Source organism: Duganella kummerowiae (assembly GCF_053572355.1).
Genome location: NZ_JBKFEH010000003.1, coordinates 96537 through 115992 on the forward strand (window position 1 = coordinate 96537; position 19456 = coordinate 115992).

A 19456-nucleotide genomic window follows, 5' to 3' on the forward strand; every position below is an offset into this window, starting at 1 on the left:
TCAACGTCCCCGGACCGTCAGCGGCTGACGATCAGCCGCAATCCCAGCCCCACGAACACGGCGCCCGCCAGCCGGTCCATCCACAGGCCGGCGCGCGGGCTGCGGTTGATCCAGGCCCCCACCGCGCCCGAGAAATAGCCCAAGAGCCCGAACAGCACCACCGCCTGCGCCGTGAAAACCAGGCCCAGCTGGGCGGTCTGCCACGCCACGTCGCCCCGTGCGGCCGACACGAACTGCGGGAGGAAGGACAGGAAGAACAACACCACCTTGGGATTGATGGCGTTGGCCACCAGGCCCTTGCGAAACAGCCGTCCCAGGCTCTCGTCCGGCGCTGCGGCGCCCTGCACCCGCGCGCCGCCCCGGCTGCGCAGCGCGCCCCAGCCCAGCCAGATCAGGTACACGCCGCCTGCCACCTTGAGCGCGCCGAACGCCAGCGGACTGGCCTTGATCAGCGCTCCCACGCCCAGCGCCGCCAGCAGCGTATGGCTGAGGCAGCCCAGCGCGCAGCCCAGGCCGAAAGCCATGCCGTGGCGCCTTCCGCGCGACATGCCCACACTGAGCACCATCAGGTTGTCGGGACCGGGAGAGGCCGTGATCAGCAGCGCGGCGGTGAGGAATCCGAGGAACTGCTCAGGTGAAATTAACATTATGAGAACTTTCGCAAACGCCAAACCATCATGATACCCGGTGGTGAAATGGCAATCTATTTTCGTATAAAACCAAGAGTTTCTCGATTAAAATGGGCCGAAGTCCATCTCCCGTCCGTTCCCAGCGCTGTCGCGTCGTGCCGGCCAACGCAATTTGTCATGAGTAGAGCTAGCAAGATGTCGTTCAGTGCACTGATCCCGGCCCTGCGCGCCTGGCTGGCCGCACTGCTGCTGGCCCTGGCGGCGCCGGTGCTGGCGCAGCAGCCGCTGGCAATGGACGGCAAGTCCAGCCTGGAGCTGTCCGCCGCCCGCCTCTACCATGACGAAGGCCAGCCCTTCCCGTCGAGGGTGGCCGGACTGCCCGCCCTGCTGGCCGGTCTCAAGCCGGCCTCCAGGGTCGACCTGCTGGGCGGGCGCTACTGGCTGTACACGGAAGTGCGCAACGACAGCCGCCAAAGCGCCTACGTCATCGATCCCAACGATACCCTGATCGACCAGGTCGATATCCAGGTGTACGGCGAGGATGGCAGCGTGCGCCAGCTGCAGACCGGCTACCGCCACCCGCATCCCTACATGCTGCACTACGGCAAGGATATCGAATTGCAGCCAGGCCAGCGATACCACGTGCTGATACGCTTTTCCAGCCCCTATTACGCGCGCAGCCCGGTGTTCGCCGTGATGCCGCGCGGACGCTACCAGGAGCTGGTGGCGCGCGAGAACACCCTCATCATCGGCTCGCTGGGCGCGCTGGCGGCGCTGGCCCTGTTCAACTTCTTCATCTACTCCTTCACGCGCGAGCGCTCCTCGCTGTACTACTCGGCCTATGTGCTGAGCTACGGCGTGGCCTGGGGCCTGACCTTCCACGTCGGCGCCGACCTGTTCGGCTGGCACAACCTGCACTGGCACTATGTGTTCTTCTTCCTGCTGCCGGTGTTCAGCACCCTGTTCTACACCAGCTTCCTGCGCCTGAAGAAGAACGCCCCCCGGCTCTACCGGCTCAGCCGCATCAACCTGGTGCTGCCGCTGCTGGCCCTGCCCAGCTGCTTCGTCCTCCTCAGCCACGCCCACGCCATCGCCACCGTCGTCATCACCATCTGGATGGTGCTGGCGCTGGCCACCGGCATCCTGGTGTGGCGGCGCGGCTACCAGCCGGCCCGCTTCTTCGTGCTGGGCTTCGTGGCGCTGATGGTGCCGGGGCTGCTGATCCTGCCCGCCAACGTGGGCCTGATACCGGCCGTGGTGCAGAACGCCCAGCTGTTCACGCTGCTGGGCGGGACCCTGGACGGCTTGCTGCTGGCGTTCGCGCTGGCCGACCACATCCGCCTGCTGCGCAGCACCCTGGAGCAGCGGGTGCAGGAGCGCACCGCGCAACTGAGCGAGGCCAAGGAGCGCGCCGAGGTGGTCAGCCGCCACCGCATCGACTTCCTGTCCGCCATGAGCCACGACATCCGCACCCCGCTGGCTGGCGTGATCGGCATGCTGAAGTTCGCCATGCGCGACCGGTCGGTGCATGGCCGCACCGGGGAATACCTGCGCATCGCGCTGCAAAACAGCGAGGCCCTGCTGGCCATCCTGAACGATATCCTGGACTACTCCAAGATCGACGCCGGCCGGCTGTCGCTGGAAAGCGTGTCCTTCGACCTGGTCGAGCTGGTCGATGACGCGGTGGGCATCCTCCAGGGCCAGGCGGACGCCAAGAGCCTGCTGCTGCGCAGCGAGCTGGCGCTGGACCTGCCGCGCTACGTGGTGGGCGACCCGACCCGGCTGCGCCAGATCCTGCTCAACCTGCTGGGCAACGCCATCAAGTTCACCGACCACGGCGAGGTGCGGCTGGACGTGCGCGCCGGCGCGTGCAAGGATCGCCAGGCCTCGGTGTGTTTCTCGATTGCCGATACCGGCCCCGGGATTCCCGCCGATGTCCTGCCGCGCCTGTTCCGGAAATTCGAACAGGCCGACCATTCCACCACGCGGCGCTACGGCGGCACCGGCCTGGGACTGGCCATCTGCAAGGAACTGGTGGAGCTGATGGGCGGCGCCATCGCGGTGGAAAGCCGGGTCGGCGCCGGCTCGACTTTCAGCGCCACCGTGCCGCTGGCGCTGGGCGCGGCGCCCGCGCACGACCCGGATGCGGCGCCGCGGCCCGAGCACCACGCCTACCGCCTGCGCGTGCTGTGCGCCGAGGACGTGCGCACCAACCAGATCATCATCAGCACCCTGGTGGAAGCCATGGGGCACGATATCCGCATCGTCGAGAACGGCCTGCAGGCGCTGCATGCCCTCAGCACGGCCGAATACGACCTGGTGCTGATGGACGGCCGCATGCCGATGATGGATGGCGAACAGGCCACCCGCCTGCTGCGCGCCGGCGGCAACGAGGACTACCGCGTGCTGGACCGCGACGTGCCGGTGGTCGCGCTGACCGCCAACGCCAGCGACCATGACCGCGCCCGCTACCTGGCGGCCGGCATGGACGGCTTCCTCAGCAAGCCGGTCGACGAGCGCCTGCTGTTCGACCAGATCGAACAGGCCATCGCCCGCCACCTGGGGCGGGGCCGGGCGCTGCGTCCGGCCATGCATGACGATCAGGCGCCCCTGGCGCCGGCTGCCAGCGCCGCCACCGTGGACGAGGCGGCGCTGGCGCGGCAGTTCGGCGTGGCGCCGCCCGCCGCCCCGGACACGGTGCAGATCATGCCGCTGGCCGGGCTGTCGGCCAAGCACATGCAGCGCATCAGCCAGGCCTTCCTGGACGAAGCGCCGCGCCGCCTGGCGTTGGCGCGCAGCGCCGCCCTCGCCGACAATGCCTCGGCGGCGTCGGCCGCCTTCCACGCGCTCAAGGGCAGCGCCGGCTATCTCAGCTCGCACCACCTGCACAGCCTGTGCCACCGCATGGAGGCGCTGGCCGCCGCCGGCGAGCTGGAACAGGTGCGCAACCGCCTGCACGAGGTCGAGGCCGAGCTGGAAAAAGCCTGCGCCGACCTGCGCCAGCCGCTGCAGGCCTTGTCGGAAAGCTAAGCCTGCGGCGACAGCCTGCAGGATTTCAGGAATTCCGCGACAATGACAGGCTTCGTACCACGCATCCAGCCAGCCATGCCGCCAAACGACGCCGCCACCCTCCCCGACCATCTGGCGCAGCGCGACGGCCTGCCGGCCGACGCGCGCCGCTGGGCCATGCTCACCGTCGCCCTCGGGGTCGGCATGGCCTCGCTGGACACCGCCATCGCCAACACCGCCCTGCCGGCCATCGCCGAACAGCTGCGCGCCACGCCGGCGGCATCGGTGTGGATCGTCAATGTCTACCAGCTGGCCATGGTGGCCACCCTGCTGCCGTTTGCCGCCTTGGGCGAGGTGATGGGCTACCGCCGCCTGTACATCTTCGGCCTGGGCCTGTTCACGGCGGCCTCGCTGGCATGCGCGCTGGCCTGGTCGCTGCCTTCGCTGGTTGCGGCGCGCCTGCTGCAGGGGGTGGGCGGCAGCGCCATGATGGCGGTGAATACGGCCCTGCTGCGCACCATCTTCCCGGCCCGCCTGCAGGGACGCGGCTTCGGCATCAATTCACTGGTGGTGGCGGTGGCGTTCGCGGTCGGTCCCACCACGGCCTCGCTGATCCTGGCCGTGTCATCCTGGCCGTGGCTGTTCGCGGTCAACGTGCCTATCGGCCTGCTGGGCCTGCTCATCGGCCTGCGCGCGCTGCCGGAGAGCCCGCGCGCCACGCACCGCATCGACGCTCTGACCGCCCTCTACAACGTGGGCGCCTTCGGCCTGCTGATCCTGGTGTTCGGCGACGCCGCCCACCTGGCCGGGGCGCACGTCCTGCTGCCGGAAATCGCCGCCACCGCGCTGTTCTTCGTGTTGCTGCTGCGGCGCCAGGCCGGCCACGCGGCGCCCATGCTGCCGGTGGACCTGTTCCGGCGGCCGCTGTTCGCGCTGTCCTCGCTGACGGCGGTGTGCACCTTCGCCGCCCAGGGCCTGGCCTTCGTGGCGCTGCCATTCTACTTCGAGCACACCCTGGGCCGCTCCCCCATCGAAACCGGCTTCCTGCTCACGCCATGGGCGGTGCTGGTGGCGGTGATGGCGCCCATCGCCGGGCGCTTGAGCGACCATTATTCGCCCGGAGTGCTGGGCGGCGTCGGCCTGGCCATCCTGAGCGCGGGATTGGTCACCATGCTGATGCTGCCGGGCCAGCCCGGCATCGCCGACATCGGCTGGCGCATGGCGCTGTGCGGGATCGGCTTCGGCTTCTTCCAGGCGCCCAACCTGAAAGCCATCATGGGCAGCGCCCCGCCTTCGCGCGCGGGCAGCGCCAGCGGCACGGTGGCCACTTCGCGCCTGATCGGACAGGCCACCGGCGCGGCGCTGGTGGCCTATTGCTTCTCGCTGGCGGGCGCCAGCGGCAGCCGCTATGCGCTGGGCCTGGCGGCCGCCTTCGCGGCCGCCGCCAGCATCGCCAGCTTCGCGCGACTGAAAGTCGCCCAGCCAGCCTGAGTGGCTGGACGCTGTTACGGCACGACGTGTGCACCGCGCAGGCCGCAGCGCCATGGCGCTGCCGCCATGGTGAAACGGCGGGTCACTGGCGCGGTGTGGCCGCATCCGGCTTGGGCTGCGGGCCGCCGCCATCCGGCGCCCGCCGGGAGCGGAACGGGAAGGCCGGCAGGCCGGCGCCGTTGACCAGGTTGGGGCGCGCCGCCTCGTCCCAGGCAAAGCGCACCGCCACCGGCTGCGGCACATCCGGGCTGCTGACCACCACGGTATCGCCCCGGATGGCGGCGCTGCCCGGATAATAGCGGCCATCGGCGCCGGCGATGTCGAACCAGCTCAGCGGCTTGTTGTCTCGCGCAGCCAGGCCGGCGGCGTGGTCGAAGCTCAGCACCGCCTCGTTGCCCTGCACCGCCAGCGAACGGAACACCGGGCCGTAGGCCTCGATATCCTTGCGCTGGTAGGCGCCGGCCAGCGCAAGGTTGGCCAGGCGCAGGCCGATGTTCTTCTTGTCGCGCGGATGGATGTCGTCCAGGTCGTCGACCAGGTCGGTGGTGCCTATCATCCCGGTGTTGGGGATGCGCAGCGCGTCGGCCTGGGCTTCCCACAGCTGCGGCGCGGCCTGTGGATCGAGCACCTTGTTATGCCGCACCACGTGGTACAGGTGCGGCGCCACCTGCACATAGTAGAAAGCCAGGTCGCGCTGCCAGGCTTTGCGCCAGCCGCCCACCAGCGCCTCCATGCGCGCCGTGTAGCCCGCAATATCGTCGCCCTCGATGATGTTGGATTCGCCCTGGTACCAGATCACGCCGCGCAGCGCGAACGGCGCCAGCGGCGCGATCATGCCGTTGTACAGCTGGGCCGCATCCTTGACACCCTTGGCCGGCGCCACCGGGGCCGGGGTCCACGGCTCGATGCGGGTGCCGCCCCAGGTGGCATCGATCAGGCCCACCGCCGCGCCCAGTTCCTGATGCAGGCGCCGGCCGAAGAAATAGGCTGCCGCCGAGAACTTGATCTTGTCCACCGTGGCCGGCGAACACAGCACCCACTCGCCCTTGACGTCGTCCTGCGGCTCGCCGGCCTTCTTGCGCGCGGTCTTGAACAAGCGGATGTGCGGATAATCGGCGGCGGCGATTTCGGCCTCGGCATTGAAGGTCGGCTTCTGGCCGCGCATCTCGCCCAGCGGCTTTTCCATGTTGGACTGGCCGGACGCCAGCCACACCTCGCCCACCAGCACGTCGTTGACGGTGATGCTGCTGGATGCGCCCTGCACGTTCAGGACGGCGGCGCCGGCCACGCCTTTGGACAAATCCAGCTGGACGCTCCAGCGCCCGTCCTTGCCGGCCTTGACCGACCTGGATAGGCCGCCGAAGCGCACGCTGACCTGTTCGCCCGGATCGGCCCAGCCCCACACAGGCACCTTGTCGGCGCGCTGCAGCACCATATGGTCAGACAGCACGGCCGGCAGGCGCACGGCGGCCTGTGACATGGGCGCCAGCAGCGCCAGGAGGGAAATACCGAGGGCGCGGCGCGCCGTGAACGAATGGGGCATGGAGTATCCTGCAGTGACAGCGGTACCATTATCCGGATCGACCGCGCCCTGTCCAGCTTGGCCGTGTATCGCTCAGCAGCTTGAGCGGATGCCGGCCAACCGGATTAGAATCACCCGAACCCCATCCTGGAGACCGGCATGACCAACCGTACGCTCAACCTCACCGACCAGTTGTACCGCTACGTCATCGGGCACTCGCTGCGCGAACATCCCGAACAGGCGGCGCTGCGCCAGGCCACCGCCAGCCATCCCAGGGCCGGCATGCAGATCGCGCCCGAGCAGGGCCAGTTCATGTCGCTGCTGGTCAAGCTCATCGGCGCCCGCAAGGCCATCGAGGTGGGCGTATTCACGGGCTACAGCGCATTGACGGTAGCGCTCTCGCTACCAAGCGACGGCACGCTGCTGGCCTGCGACATCAGCGAGGAATATACCAGCATTGGCAAGCCCTACTGGGAGCGCGCCGGCGTGGCCCACAAGATCCAGCTGGAACTGGGCCCGGCTTCCGGCACCCTGGAGCGCCACTTGCGGGCGGGCGAGGCAGGACTATACGACTTCGCCTTCATCGACGCCGATAAGACCGGCTACGACGCCTACTACGAGCAATGCCTGCAACTGCTGCGGCCCGGCGGCCTGATCGCCATCGACAACGTGTTGTGGGACGGCAGCGTGGCCGAAGCAGCGCAGGACGCCGACACCGCCGCCCTGCAAGCCCTGAACCGCAAGCTGCACGCCGATATGCGCGTGGACCTGTCGCTGCTGCCCGTGGGCGACGGCCTCACCCTGGCACGCAAGCGCTGATCACTGCTTCACCAGTTCCACGCGCCGGTTCCTCTCGCGGCCGGCCGCGGCGTCGTTGGTCGCTGTAGAAAAACTCAACGCTATTTTAAATGCACGATTACCGCTGCTGGATCTTCGCCAGCGGCAGCGTGGCCAGGCGATCTGTCACCACCTGCTTCATGGCGGGCGGCGCCGGCAGCTCGCTCAGCAGCCGCGGCCAGGTATCTCTGGCCGCGGCTACCGCCGACTTGACCGCCGAGGCCGCGATGCGCGCCGCAATCCCGCTGGCGCGCGCCACCGCCACGTAGTCGTGCAGGGTCTGCGCACGATGCAGCTTGTCGATCGCCACATTGGTGCCATAACCGGCAAACCCAGGCAGCGCGGCCACGCAAACGATATCGTAGGCCGGGCTAAGCTGCGGAAATATGCGGTCCTGGTACAGCACCGAGAAATTCTTCAGGTGCGCATCGCTGTTGCCCAACAAGGTGTTAACCGCCTGCCGAAGGAAAAATTGCCGGACGTCCTCCATGCCACGCGGACTCAGCCGCGCTAACAAGGTAAGAAAAGCCTGATAGTCCCCGGCCTTGCCGTATTTCGCGCGCGGCATGCGGCCCAGCACCTGGCAAGCATCCTCCACATGCACGCGTTCATGGTGCGCCCGGTCATACCGCTGGACGGCCAGGAACGAGCCCTGCCCCTCCAGTCCCGGGATTTCCAGCGCGCTGAGCGGCACCGGCTCGCATTGCGCCACCTCCACGCCGGCGGCGGCGGCCAGCCGCATCGCCACATACTCGTTGTAGATTTGCGAGTCGTCGTCGCGCGGCGGGAGTTTGGCGATGACATCCGACAGCCGGCCACGGCCCGGCATGGTGTAGCGCCTGCCGGCCTATATGGTCGACAAGGCCAGCTTGTTCTGCACACCGGAGATGGAGGCCGCCCCTTCCGCCGCGCCTTCAATGACGGCCACCTCCAGGTTATCGACACCGCCCGTCACGCCGAAGGTGCGCGCATATTCCGGAATGCCATGCGGATTATCCGGCGGCCGGACGATGACGGCGCCGGGCAAATCCAGCCCGGCCGCAGCCAGGATACCGAAGTCATCGCGGTCGGCCGGATTATGGCGGGTCAGTTCCAGACGCCTGCGCAGTTCGCTCTCCGGCAGCAGCCCGGCGAAAAATGGCGGCAACTCACCGGCATGGCTATACAGCGCCGGATGAAAAGGATGCGAGAACACTTGCGCCGCCACGGTGGGCGCATCGGGCACGGCCAGCGACAGGCTCACGGTCGGCTGCCCACCCGCTGCTCGAAACCGGTCCGATGGCACAAACCTGCAATTACCATTCAGCTCGCACAAGTATCCACACAGGCCGCCATGCAGCCAGACTTCCAGGTAGCGCGGAGAAAGCGAACTGCTCACTTGCTGCGCTCCAGAAATAGCTCGACGGCGCTCTTGGCGGTCCAGTCCGGTCCGCTGCCGTGCCCCTCCACCACGCGCCGCACCTCGGCCAGATGCTCTTTCGGCACCAGGACCCATTCGGCCTCCAGCGCCGCGGCTAGCCCTTCCAGTGTGGACGCCCGACTGTCGTGCCTGCCGGACAGTACCGTGACAAGGTTGGGCCGCGCCATGCCTATCAGTTCCGCCAGCCGGACCATCGTGATGGCGCGCCGCTTGATCAGTTCCTTGATTTGAAGCATGTATGGCATTTCATACTTTCTGACGTCAAAGTTTGAAATATCATACACCCGGTTTATTTGGGCCGCGGCGCCTGCAGTGTTTCATCCGGCTGCTGCATACGGCCGGCGCGCATCTGCTGGACGCCCCTGGCCACGGCCCGCGCCACGTTGCGCACTTCTTCCCGGAAAGCGGCGTCGCGGTCCAGCGCCTGGTGGCTCTGCGCATAGGATTCGTAATAGCCCAGGTAGCGGTCCAGCTGCGATTGGTGGCCCGCGCTGACCAGGCCCATCCACTCCAGCCAGTCCGACAGGTTGCGGCGCAGGCTTTCTATGCCGGCCACGTCGCCATGCACGGCCAGGCCATACACGCGGCCCGCCAGGTGCTTGGGATAATCCCAGCCCTTGAGCTCCAGCTCCTTGGCCTCGGCCGCCTTCTTGCCGTGGGTGCTGGTGGGATCGGGATTGCCGCCATCGGCGCACACCAGGCGGTCTATCATCAGCTTGAGCACGGACGGCGCCTGGTACCAGTAGGTCGGCGTCAGGATGATGATCCCGTGCGCCGCCACCCATTTCTCGTAGATCTCCGCCATCCAGTCATTGGTCTGGCGTTCGCCGTGGTTGGGGTAGCAGCTGCACGGCCAGTGGCACAGCGGCATGGCGGTGGACACGCAGCCCTTGCAGGGATGGATGTGCAAGTCGTAGGCCGAGGTCAGCAGGCTGAGGTCCAGGATGTCGGTTTGCACGCCGCACTCGCCCAGGGCCTGCTCGGCCAGCCTGGTGAGGCGCCAGGTCTTGGAGATTTCGCCGGGGCAGCTGCCATCGTTGCGTGCGGCAGCGTTGATCAGCAGCACGCGTGACGGCGATGAGGGATCGCGCTGGCGCGCCTCAGCGGCCAGCAGGCGGTCGCGGGTCTCTTTCCACTCCACCGACAAGTCATAGTCGGGATCGGTGAACTCCGGCCCCGCCTTCTGCGTGCGCGGCGCCTTGCGGCTATTGTCGTAGTTCTCCCAGGCCACTTGCTCGACTTGCGACAGGGCGGCATGCACTGCCTCGAAGGTGGGATCCTGGAAAGAGCGCATGAATTGCAGGTGGAATTCATGTCGGTCCAGCTTGTCGGGCGCTTGCCCGGTACGTACTTCCGTTGCCATGGCGGTCTCCTTTATGGATTCCAAGCCTGACAGCGAACAACACTGCACTCTGTACGCCAGCGTACCCGGACAGCTGTCAACCCTCCTACGCCAGCATGCGGCGTGCGCCTACAGCCGGGGCGACAGCCGAGGCCTACGATAAGCTCACTTTCAACACAAGGAGACCATCATGGCCAACGATAAAGGCTTGAAGCCAGGCGCCAACATGACCGGCGATACCATGCAGCAAAGCGGCAACCACGCCACCGGCAACCCCGGCAATGACACGCCGGGCGTCGCTACGCCCTCCAACAACCGCCAGCAGGCCGGCGTTCCGAACGACAGCAATCGCGCCTTGCGCGAGGGCAATGCCGGCCGTGCCGACTTGCATAACCAGCAAAGCGCCTCGGACGCCGCCAAGGCCACCACCCACCGCGACCGCACCGCAGGCGCACGCGGCGACACTGGCCGCTCCTGACCGGCCCCAATTTCCACTTTACAGGAATTTTATTTCCTGTAAAGTGGATGCATGGACATCAATACCCTCATTGCCGCCCGCGTGGCCGCACTGCGCGCCGAACGCAAGCTGTCACTGGACGCCCTGTCCAGACTTAGCGGCGTCAGCAAATCGAATATCTCGCTGATCGAACGCGGCGAAAGCAGTCCCACCGCCACGGTGCTGGACAAGCTGGCCGCCGCCCTGGGCGTGACCCTGGCCTCGTTGTTCGAAGCGGCCGAGCCGGAACAGCAGCCCTCGCCTGTCTCGCGCCGCGCGGAACAGCCGGTGTGGACCGATCCCGCTTCCGGCTACGTACGCCGCAACGTCTCGCCACCGGCGCAGTCGCCGATACAACTGGTGGATGTGGTGTTCCCGCCCGGGCAGCGGGTGGCTTACGACAGCACTGATCACAACGCCGATATCCACCAGCAGATCTGGATGCTCGACGGCGCCATGGAGGTCTCCGTCGGCCAGGAGCACTGGCGCCTGGAGCCGGGCGACTGCCTGGCCATGCGCCTGGACCGACCCATCGTGTACCACAATCCCGGCCAGCAGCCGGCCCGCTACGCCGTGGCCCTGGTCACCCTGCCCTATACCCCAAGGAGGACGAAATGAGCATCACCATCCGCCGCATACCGCCGCAGGAAGCGGCGCACGGGAGTGAGGCGCTGGCCCGGGCCCTGTCCGAGGTGCTGATCGACTGCGTGGAAGGCGGCGCCTCGGTGAGCTTCATGCTGCCGCTGGCGCGTGAACAGGCGCTGGACTTCTGGCGCGGCGTACTGGCCGGCACCGCGCGCGGCGAGCGTGTGCTGCTGGTGGCGCAGGATGGCGAGGAGATCATCGGCACCGTGCAGCTGATCACGGCCCAGCCCGACAACCAGCCGCACCGCGCCGACGTCGCCAAGATGCTGGTGCACCGCAAGGCGCGCCGGCGCGGCGCGGCCCAGCAGCTGCTGCACGCCGTGGACCGGGCCGCCATCGAGCTCGGCAAGACGGTGCTGGTGCTGGACACCGTCACCGGCGGCGACGCCGAGCGCCTGTACCAGCGCGCCGGCTGGCAGCGCGTGGGCGTGATACCCAACTACGCGCTGATGCCCGACGGGGCCTATTGCGGCACGACTTTCTTCCACAAACAGCTGCAAGCGGCGTAGTATTCGGTTTTTTATAACCTGGACTTGCGTGCCCGACTTGCCGATTACCCTACCCTTGCCGCGCGCCTGGGTGCGCATGCCTTCCGGCCGCCGCCTGGACCTGCTGGACCCCACGCCCTTCGACTGGGAAGATGAGGACCTGGCCCTGGGACTGGCCCGCACCTACCGCTGGGGTGGCCATTCAGCCTGGCCGCTGCCCCTGTCCGTGGCCCAGCACTCGCTGACCGTGATGCTGCTGCGGCGCGAACTGTCGCCCGCCCCGCTGTCCCCGGTCGCTGAACTGCGCGAACTGCTGCATGACGCCGAAGAAGGCTTGCTGGGGTTTGACGCCATCTCCGTCATCAAACCCTTCCTGGGCGACGGCTTCCGCGCCCTCACGCGCCGCCTGGAGCGGGCCGTATTCACCCGCTACGGCTTGCCGGAATGGACGCCGCACGAGCACCGCCTGCACAAGCGCGCCGACCGCCAGGCCGCCGCCAGCGAAGCCGTGCACGTGGTAGGCTGGACGCCCCGGGAAGTCCGCACCACCCTGAAAATCCGCACCGCGCCGCTGGACCTGGACCCGCTGCACGAGGTGTACGGCGGCGCCGCGTGGGAACCCTGGCCGCCGGCGCTGGCAAGCGAACGTTTTTTGACGGAGCTCAATCGTTTGAAAGCCATACTTTGATCTTAGCCAAGACCTCATCAGATTCCCGTAAATAATGAGATTTAAAGTGATTTTTCCAGATATCCACATCAGCTGTGGATAAGCTTGTGGGCAAGTGACTCTTGACAGGCAATACAGCCCGTACTGACGGGCTGAACAACAAAATGCCTAATCTGCGGGCAATTTTTAAGCCAAATAAAATCAAGCACTTAGCGGCGATCAGAAAAGCGCTGGCAAATTGCACGGCGAATCTTGAAAAATTTTTTTTTGTGCATAACTCCTGTGCAGGGCCGCGAGGCTTTGACAAAAGTATCCACAAGGAATAGTGTCACCCTTAACTCCTGAAAACCCTCCATGGGAAGTTCATGAACCAGAACGACGACGACAGTACCGATTGGATGATAGAAGACGAGGAAGCGCCGGCCGAGGCCAGGCCGGCCGCCCCGCCGGCACCGCCGCCCTGGCGGGTGCTGATCGTGGACGACGACGTGGATGTGCACGTGGTCACCAAGTTTTCCCTCAGCAATGCCTGCTTCCAGGGCCGGCGCCTGAGCTTTCTGCACGCCTACAGCGGCGAGGAGGCGCTGACCACGCTGCGCAACACATCCGACATCGCGCTGGTGCTGCTGGATGTGATCATGGAGACCAGCGACGCCGGCCTGCGGGTGGCGCGCCAGATCCGCACCCTGCTGGATAACCAGCTGGTGCGCATCGTGCTGCGCACCGGCCAGCCGGGACAGGCGCTGGAGCACAGCATCATCCTCGACTACGATATCAACGATTTCTGGTGCAAGACCGACCTCACCACGCGCAAGCTGTTCACCACTGTGATTTCCTCGCTGCGCGCCTATGCCGGACTGGAGCAGGCCTATGGCAAGCTGCACGCCGTCGAACACGAATTGCACGATGCGCAGCGGGTGCTGGCGGCAGTCGACCAGCACGCCGTCACCATGACGCTCAGCGCTGGCGGCCGCATCACTGCCGTGAACGACAAGCTGTGTACAGTGTTCCAGTACAGCCGCGAGGAATTGCTGGACGCCGATCCCCACCTGCTGCACGAAGGCCCCTATCCGGCCGACCAGCTGGCCGATGCGCTGCAGGCCCTCAAGGACGGCGAGGTGTGGACCGACGTGGTCAGCGCCAGGCGGCGCGACGGCCACGAAGTGCGCCTGCGCATCACGATCGTCCCGGACCTCGACCAGACGGGACAAGCGTGCCAGTACACCCTGGTCGGCAGCGTGCTGCAGGCCTTGAAAAAGCCGCTACAATAGCAGGCACTGTTTGCGCATACAGTAGTCAACTGCCGCCAAGTGCCTGCAAGTCAGCGGCAAAATACTGCCCAATCACAATAACGGCGCTGACTCCGTGCGCTAAGTCACGGATTGCTAAGGATTTTTTCCGATGTCCACAAATATTGTGGATATCTTTGTGGAAAAGCGCCCATTGACAAGGCATACGCCCCGCAACCACGCCATTTCCGACAAACTGCCCATCCAATAGGCACAAACTAGGCCCTTGAAAATCAAGGACTTACATCACCACTGCCAGCAAGCGCAAAATTTTTCACGACATTTCTTGTCAACGTGATTTGTGCATAACTAAATGCATTGCCGGTTGCTCCATCGGGATCACCAGGCCGGCTTGCGGCGTTGTTCAGGATGCAGCAGCACCCTTTCGATCACGTCCGGATTAACGTTATTCGACTTGAGATACTCCACCGCGCACACGGTATTGAAGCTTTCCTGTACCACGATGCCCTGATCGACCACGGCGCTGGCCTGGGTATTGGTGCGCGGGCACAGCCCGGCGGCTGGCGCTTGCTGTAGAGATGAGACGCTCATAGGTTTCCTGCGCGTTGGGAATACGGTTTGCGGCTGAGGGCAGTATCTGCCACGTGCACCCAAAGTCAATGACAGCTTCCCATCAGCTGCCGCTTTCATTGCTTTTTTCATCGAAGTTGCCTGGATAGCGTTTTATGCTGGATCAAAGACGGCGCAAATCGCGGATAATGATGCCATGAGCCAAGATCAACGCAGCCGGCCCTCATCCCCGGGCGATTTATTCATTTCCTTCACCATACTGGCCCTGCAAGGTTTCGGCGGCGTGGTGGCCGTGGTGCAGCGAGAACTGGTGGAGCGCAAGCGCTGGCTGACGCGCGAAGAGTTCATCGAGGACTGGGCCGTGGCCCAGATCATGCCCGGTCCTAACGTGGTCAACCTGTCCATGATGGTGGGCGACCGCTATTTCGGCCTGCGTGGCGCGCTGGCAGCCCTGGCCGGCATGCTGCTGTTGCCGCTGCTGCTGGTGCTGGTGCTGGCCGTGCTGCACGCGCAATACGCCAGCCATCCGGGCGTGGAAGGCGCGCTGCGCGGCATGGGGGCGGTGTCGGCGGGCCTGATCGCCGCCACCGGGGTCAAGCTGCTGTCGGCGCTGAAGAGCCATCCGCTGCCGCTGGCCGTGACGGTGCCGCTGACCGTGCTGGGCGTGGTGCTGGTGGCGTGGCTGCGCCTGCCATTGCCCTATACCCTGCTGATCCTGGGCGGCGCAGGCTGCGGCCTGACCTACCGCAAGCTGAAGGAGCGACGGCCATGAGCGGCCAGCTGCACATCGTGCTGGGCTGGGCCGACTGGTTCAACCTGTTCGCGCACTACCTGATGCTGTCACTGATGTCGGTAGGGGGCGCCATGTCCACCGCGCCAGAGATGCACCGCTACCTGGTGGTCGAGCAGCATTGGATGAGCCAGGCACAGTTCAACGACGCCATTGCCATCGCGCAGGCGGCACCCGGTCCCAACGTGCTGTTCGTGGCCCTGATGGGCTGGACGGTGGGCCTGAACGCGGGCAGCCTGGCGGCGGCCCTGGCGGGGGTTGCCGTCACCATGACCGGCATCCTGGTGCCCAGCGCGACCCTGACTTACCTGGCGGCGCGCTGGGGCCACCGCAACCGCGAACTGGTGGCGGTGCGCGCCTTCAAGCAGGGCATGGCGCCAGCCGTGGTGGCGCTGATCATCTCGGCTGGCCTGATCCTGGCCGGAGCCAACCGCGACTGGACCACAGGCTGGCCGCTATGGCTGCTGTCGGTGGTGGCCGGCCTGATCATCTGGCGCACCAAGGTCCACCTGCTATGGCTGATCGCCGCCGGCGCCCTGCTGGGCTGGTTCGGCTTCGTCTAAACCGCGCCCCCCCTCTTGGGCTATTTGTTCTGAACCCGGTGTCTGTCTGAACCCAGTGTCGAACCCGGTGTCAGATCGAACCCGGTGTCAGATCTGCCACTGGTACATGCGAACCCGGTGTCAGATCTGCCACTGGTACATGAGCTCGCTTTGTAAAGCGGACTCATGTACCAAAGGCAGATCTGACACCGGCGTTACACTGGCGTTAGACACCGGCGTTAAGGCAGATCTGACACCGGCGTTCCCGGCGTTCCGGCGTTGCCGGCGTTGGACACCGGGGTTCCCGACACCGGGGTGCCGGGGTGGGTTACGGGGCTATTTGTTCTGGTAGCCGCCGTAGTGCTTGACCGGGCTCCAGTCCGGCAGCACGGCCGGCTGGGCCGGGGCGTATTGCCGGAACTCCGCGCCCGCATACACTACCTTGCCGTTGACGATGGTCAGGCTGCTTTCCAGGTTCTTGATCTGCTCCACCGGCATCGAGAAGTAATCCTTGGGCAGGATGACGATGTCGGCGTACTGGCCGGCCACCAGCGTGCCTTTCAGCTTTTCCTCGCCACTCATCCAGGCGCTGCCCTGTGTCATCAGCTTGAGCGCCTGGTAGCGGCTCAGGCGATCCTGGTATTTCCAGATTTCCAGGCCGCCGGCCGTCTTGCCGCTCACGGCCCAGTAGATCGACGGCCACGGTCCATAGCTGCTGACACGGGTGCCATCCGTGCCGAGGCCGACCGGGATCTTCATTTCCAGCATCTTCTTGATGGGCGGCATCTGGCGCGTTTGGGCGCCATATTGTTTCCAGTACAGCTCGCCCTGGAAGTACATGCGGTTCTGCACCGCGATGCCGCCGCCCAGCGCCTTCACCCGCGCCAGTTGCGCGTCGCTGATGGTTTCCGCGTGGTCGAAGAACCAGCGCAGGCCGTTCAGCGGCGTATCCTTGTTGACCTTTTCGATCACGGCCAGGTCGCGGTCTATGCTTTCCCCATAGGTCGCGTGGATGCGGAATGGCCAGCGGTTCTTGACCAGCAGGCGCAACACGGGCTCCAGCTCGCCTTCCATCTCGGGCGGCATGTCGGGACGTGGCTCCAGGAAGTTCTCGAAGTCGGCCGCGCTCCACACCAGGTTCTCGCCGCCGCCTTCCGTGTTGTAGCCGTTGGCGTAGAACAGGTGGTCGTTGCGGTCCGGCTTGGTCAGGGTCAGCCAGCGCTGGTAATCCTCCAGCTCCTTGCCGGGCTTTTGCGCGAACAGGTAGTAGGAGGTGCGCACGGTCAGCTTGCCATCCTTGGCCAGCTCCAGGCTGACGGCGTAATCGTCCGGATAGGCCTGGCCGCCGCCGCCCGCGTCGATGGCGCTGGTCAGGCCGAGGCGGTTCAGCTCGGTGTAATACTGCTGGGTCGAATTCAGCTGCTGCTCGCGCGGCAGGGCGCCGGTCTTGGCCAGGGTGGTGTACAGGATCAGGGCGTTGGGCTTGGCGATCAGCTTGCCGGTCAGCCTGCCGTCGGCGCCCACTTCCAGTTCGCCGTCCTTGAATTTGGTCTCGGGCGTGTAGCCCAGGGTCGCGATGCCTTTCTGGTTGAGGAAGCCCAGGCCGTACAGGTACAGGATGAACACCGGCTTGTCCGGCACCGCCTCGTTGATCTCGGCCAGGGTCGGCAAACGCTTTTCCTCGAACTGGAATTCGTTCCAGCCGCCCACCACCTTGATCCAGGCGCCGTCCGGCGTGCGCGCAGCCTGCTCCTTGAGCATCTGCAGCGCTTTTTTCAGCGAGGTGACGCCGTCCCAGCGCAGCTCGGCGTTGTAGTTCAAGCCTTCACGGATGATGTGCAGATGGGAGTCGTTCAGGCCGGGGATGACGGTGCGTCCGCCGGCGTCGATCACCTGGGTGGCAGCGCTCTTGAGCTTGAGGATCTGGGCATTGCTGCCCACGGCTTGTATCTTGCCGTCCTGGACGGCCAGGGCTTGCACGAAAGCGCCCTCTTTCGCCATGGTGGCGATCTTGCCGTTGGTGATGATCAGATTCGTATCGGCGTGCGCCAGCCCGGCGCACGCCAGCGCCACGGCGCCTGTCAGTTGTGTGAACTTCATTACTGCTCCTGAGGGACGCGCCGTGGCGCAGATTGGGTTTACAGAGGGTGTGACTCTTTATTCTTTGACGGATTCGACTGCGAAGGTCAGGGTCACTTCATCGCCCACGTAGGGAGCGTATTTGCCGGCGTTGAACTCGGAACGCTTGATCTTGGCAACGGCGTTGGCGCCGCAGGCGTCTTTCTTCAGCATCGGGTGGGCCATGCACTGGAACGAGGTGACGGTCAGGGTGACCGGCTTGGTCACACCTTTGATGGTCAGGTTGCCGTCCACCGAGGCCACTTTATCGCCGTCGAAGTTGAACTTGGTGGACTTGTAGGTGATGGTCGGGAACTTGGCGGTGTCCAGGAAATCCTCGCCCTGGATGTGGCTGTCGAACAGCTTGGAGCCGGTGTCCACCGATTTGGTGTCGATCACCACGTCCACCGAGCCGGTCTTGGCGGCGCGGTCCAGCACGATCTTGCCGGTGGTGCTGTTGAAGCGGCTTTCCTGGGTCGAGTAGCCGAAGTGGCTGTAGGAGAAGCGCGAGAAGGTGTGGCTGTTGTCCAGCACATAGGTTTCCGGGGCGGCCTGGGCAGCGATGGAGACACCGGCGGCGATCAGCAGGGCGATGATTTTTTTCATTAAATACTCCTGTATGGGGGAACAAGGACCAGCATGCGCGTAGTACTGGAATTAGTCCTAACGCATACTTTTCTGGTGCCGATTATGCGCGCGACCGTTAAAGATGTAAAACGGAAAATTTACCGGATTACTATCGATAAAATCGATCATTAGCGCGCGGAAGCATCAAGATGTTCCCAGGCGGCACGAGGCCGCCGCATGGGTCATGATATCGGAAGCAATATCTTGCCAGTTCTACCAAAAGAACAGGCGCACGCTAGCGCTTTCAGGCAGCGTCTTGATGGGAAGTCTTGAGGATGTGGCCCAGCAGGCGCTGTTCCAGCGAGGCAAATGCGGCATGGCCGCGGGCGCGCGGACGCGGCAGGTCCACGCGCAGGTCCAGGGTAATGCGGCCGTCTTCGATCAGCAGCACGCGGTCGGCCAGGGCCAGCGCCTCCTGCACGTCATGCGTGACCAGCACGGCGGTGAAGCCGCGCGCGCGCCACAGCGATTCGATCAGCTGCTGCATCTCGATGCGGGTCAGGGCATCCAGCGCGCCCAGCGGCTCGTCAAGCAGCAGCAGTTGCGGCTCGTGCAGCAAGGCGCGCGCCAGGGCCACGCGCTGGCGCTGACCGCCGGACAGTTCGGACGGCCAATCGTCGGCGCGCTCGGCCAGACCCACTGTCGCCAGGGTGGCGGCGGCCGCATTGAGCGCATGCGGCAGGCCGAGGGCGACGTTGTCCAGCACCGTTTTCCAGGGCAGCAGCCGCGCTTCCTGGAACATGATGCGCACGCTGGGTTCGGCGCCGCCGTGGCCGATGGCGATGCGGCCGGCGTCGGCCGTCTCCAGCCCGGCCACGGCGCGCAGCAAAGTACTCTTGCCGCAGCCGCTGCGGCCGACCACGGCCACGAATTCGCCGGGCTTGAGCTCCAGGTTGATACCGTGCAGCACGGCGCGGGCGCCGTAGGACTTGCTGACATGGTCCAGCAGCAGCGGCACGCCGTGGCGCTGCAGGGGCGGGGACGGTTCCGGCGCCGGCGGCGCCGCCGGCACG

20 protein-coding genes are annotated in these 19456 nt (G+C 65.7%); 10 read left to right on the plus strand and 10 right to left on the minus strand.

Going from position 1 to position 19456, the window contains the following annotated elements; genetic code table 11:
- Positions 1 to 17 precede the first annotated feature (17 nt).
- Positions 18 to 647: a LysE family translocator gene (locus ACLB1G_RS03295; protein WP_491625756.1), complete on the minus strand. Its 630-nt coding sequence runs from the start codon at positions 645 to 647 to the stop codon at positions 18 to 20.
- A 177-nt stretch (positions 648 to 824) separates the two neighbouring features.
- Here ACLB1G_RS03295 and ACLB1G_RS03300 point away from each other — a divergent pair, with 177 nt between their 5' ends.
- Together ACLB1G_RS03300 and ACLB1G_RS03305 are read left to right on the plus strand one after the other, a co-directional pair.
- Complete coding sequence (locus tag ACLB1G_RS03300) at positions 825 to 3659, plus strand: hybrid sensor histidine kinase/response regulator (protein WP_491625757.1); 2835 nt, start codon at positions 825 to 827, stop codon at positions 3657 to 3659.
- Positions 3660 to 3734: 75 nt separating this feature from the next.
- A complete protein-coding gene (locus tag ACLB1G_RS03305; protein ID WP_491625758.1) occupies positions 3735 to 5129 on the plus strand; it encodes an MFS transporter in 1395 nt (464 codons plus the stop codon).
- Positions 5130 to 5211: 82 nt separating this feature from the next.
- On the opposite strand, the gene ACLB1G_RS03310 is transcribed toward ACLB1G_RS03305, so the two are convergent.
- On the minus strand, positions 5212 to 6672 hold the full coding sequence (locus ACLB1G_RS03310) for a sialate O-acetylesterase (protein WP_491625759.1): 1461 nt from the start codon (positions 6670 to 6672) through the stop codon (positions 5212 to 5214).
- A 138-nt stretch (positions 6673 to 6810) separates the two neighbouring features.
- Between ACLB1G_RS03310 and ACLB1G_RS03315 the strand changes: the two genes are divergently transcribed.
- Positions 6811 to 7470 carry a class I SAM-dependent methyltransferase gene (locus ACLB1G_RS03315; RefSeq protein ID WP_491625760.1) on the plus strand — a complete coding sequence of 220 codons (660 nt, stop codon included), beginning with the start codon at positions 6811 to 6813 and terminating at the stop codon, positions 7468 to 7470.
- A gap of 97 nt (positions 7471 to 7567) precedes the next feature.
- Here ACLB1G_RS03315 and ACLB1G_RS03320 read toward each other — a convergent pair whose 3' ends face one another.
- From ACLB1G_RS03320 to ACLB1G_RS03335, 4 genes are read right to left on the minus strand one after another with little or no spacing between them, the layout of a single operon-like run.
- A complete protein-coding gene (locus ACLB1G_RS03320; protein WP_491625761.1) occupies positions 7568 to 8317 on the minus strand; it encodes a type II toxin-antitoxin system HipA family toxin in 750 nt (249 codons plus the stop codon).
- A gap of 18 nt (positions 8318 to 8335) precedes the next feature.
- Positions 8336 to 8866, minus strand: coding sequence for a HipA N-terminal domain-containing protein (locus tag ACLB1G_RS03325; RefSeq protein WP_491625762.1), 531 nt, complete (start codon positions 8864 to 8866; stop codon positions 8336 to 8338).
- On the minus strand, positions 8863 to 9144 hold the full coding sequence (locus tag ACLB1G_RS03330) for a helix-turn-helix domain-containing protein (RefSeq protein ID WP_491625763.1): 282 nt from the start codon (positions 9142 to 9144) through the stop codon (positions 8863 to 8865). Before ACLB1G_RS03330 ends, ACLB1G_RS03325 begins: the two co-directional genes overlap by 4 nt.
- Before the next feature lie 53 nt (positions 9145 to 9197).
- Entirely contained in the window at positions 9198 to 10271 is a 1074-nt protein-coding gene (locus ACLB1G_RS03335; RefSeq protein WP_491625764.1) for a flavodoxin family protein, read from the minus strand.
- Positions 10272 to 10440: 169 nt separating this feature from the next.
- On the opposite strand from ACLB1G_RS03335, the gene ACLB1G_RS03340 reads away from it, so the two are divergent.
- The 5 genes from ACLB1G_RS03340 to ACLB1G_RS03360 all read left to right on the plus strand — a co-directional run bounded on the left by ACLB1G_RS03340 (position 10441) and on the right by ACLB1G_RS03360 (position 13817).
- Positions 10441 to 10728, plus strand: a complete 288-nt coding sequence (locus tag ACLB1G_RS03340) for a hypothetical protein (RefSeq protein ID WP_491625765.1) — start codon at positions 10441 to 10443, stop codon at positions 10726 to 10728.
- A gap of 51 nt (positions 10729 to 10779) precedes the next feature.
- A complete protein-coding gene (locus ACLB1G_RS03345) occupies positions 10780 to 11364 on the plus strand; it encodes a helix-turn-helix domain-containing protein (RefSeq protein WP_491625766.1) in 585 nt (194 codons plus the stop codon).
- Positions 11361 to 11900, plus strand: a complete 540-nt coding sequence (locus ACLB1G_RS03350; protein WP_491625767.1) for a GNAT family N-acetyltransferase — start codon at positions 11361 to 11363, stop codon at positions 11898 to 11900. The genes ACLB1G_RS03345 and ACLB1G_RS03350 overlap by 4 nt, the downstream gene beginning before the upstream one ends.
- Positions 11901 to 11976: 76 nt before the next feature.
- Positions 11977 to 12567, plus strand: a complete 591-nt coding sequence (locus tag ACLB1G_RS03355; protein WP_491625778.1) for a phosphohydrolase — start codon at positions 11977 to 11979, stop codon at positions 12565 to 12567.
- Between the two features lie 344 nt (positions 12568 to 12911).
- Complete coding sequence (locus tag ACLB1G_RS03360) at positions 12912 to 13817, plus strand: PAS domain-containing protein (RefSeq protein ID WP_491625768.1); 906 nt, start codon at positions 12912 to 12914, stop codon at positions 13815 to 13817.
- Positions 13818 to 14174: 357 nt separating this feature from the next.
- On the opposite strand, the gene ACLB1G_RS03365 is transcribed toward ACLB1G_RS03360, so the two are convergent.
- The gene (locus ACLB1G_RS03365) at positions 14175 to 14387 is read right to left on the minus strand and encodes a hypothetical protein (RefSeq protein WP_491625769.1); all 213 of its coding nucleotides are present in this window, start codon (positions 14385 to 14387) and stop codon (positions 14175 to 14177) included.
- Positions 14388 to 14562: 175 nt separating this feature from the next.
- On the opposite strand from ACLB1G_RS03365, the gene ACLB1G_RS03370 reads away from it, so the two are divergent.
- Both ACLB1G_RS03370 and ACLB1G_RS03375 read left to right on the plus strand, forming a co-directional pair.
- On the plus strand, positions 14563 to 15138 hold the full coding sequence (locus tag ACLB1G_RS03370; protein WP_491625770.1) for a chromate transporter: 576 nt from the start codon (positions 14563 to 14565) through the stop codon (positions 15136 to 15138).
- Positions 15135 to 15719 (plus strand): chromate transporter, encoded by a 585-nt coding sequence (locus ACLB1G_RS03375; RefSeq protein ID WP_491625771.1) that lies wholly within the window; start codon positions 15135 to 15137, stop codon positions 15717 to 15719. The genes ACLB1G_RS03370 and ACLB1G_RS03375 overlap by 4 nt, the downstream gene beginning before the upstream one ends.
- Positions 15720 to 16034: 315 nt before the next feature.
- Here the strand turns inward: ACLB1G_RS03375 and ACLB1G_RS03380 are convergent, their stop codons facing one another.
- From ACLB1G_RS03380 to ACLB1G_RS03390, 3 genes are all read right to left on the minus strand, one after another.
- Positions 16035 to 17798, minus strand: a complete 1764-nt coding sequence (locus tag ACLB1G_RS03380) for an amidohydrolase (RefSeq protein ID WP_491625772.1) — start codon at positions 17796 to 17798, stop codon at positions 16035 to 16037.
- A gap of 57 nt (positions 17799 to 17855) precedes the next feature.
- The gene (locus ACLB1G_RS03385; RefSeq protein WP_491625773.1) at positions 17856 to 18422 is read right to left on the minus strand and encodes a YceI family protein; all 567 of its coding nucleotides are present in this window, start codon (positions 18420 to 18422) and stop codon (positions 17856 to 17858) included.
- A 265-nt stretch (positions 18423 to 18687) separates the two neighbouring features.
- A complete protein-coding gene (locus ACLB1G_RS03390) occupies positions 18688 to 19455 on the minus strand; it encodes an ATP-binding cassette domain-containing protein (RefSeq protein WP_491625774.1) in 768 nt (255 codons plus the stop codon).
- Between the last annotated feature and the right edge of the window lies 1 nt (position 19456).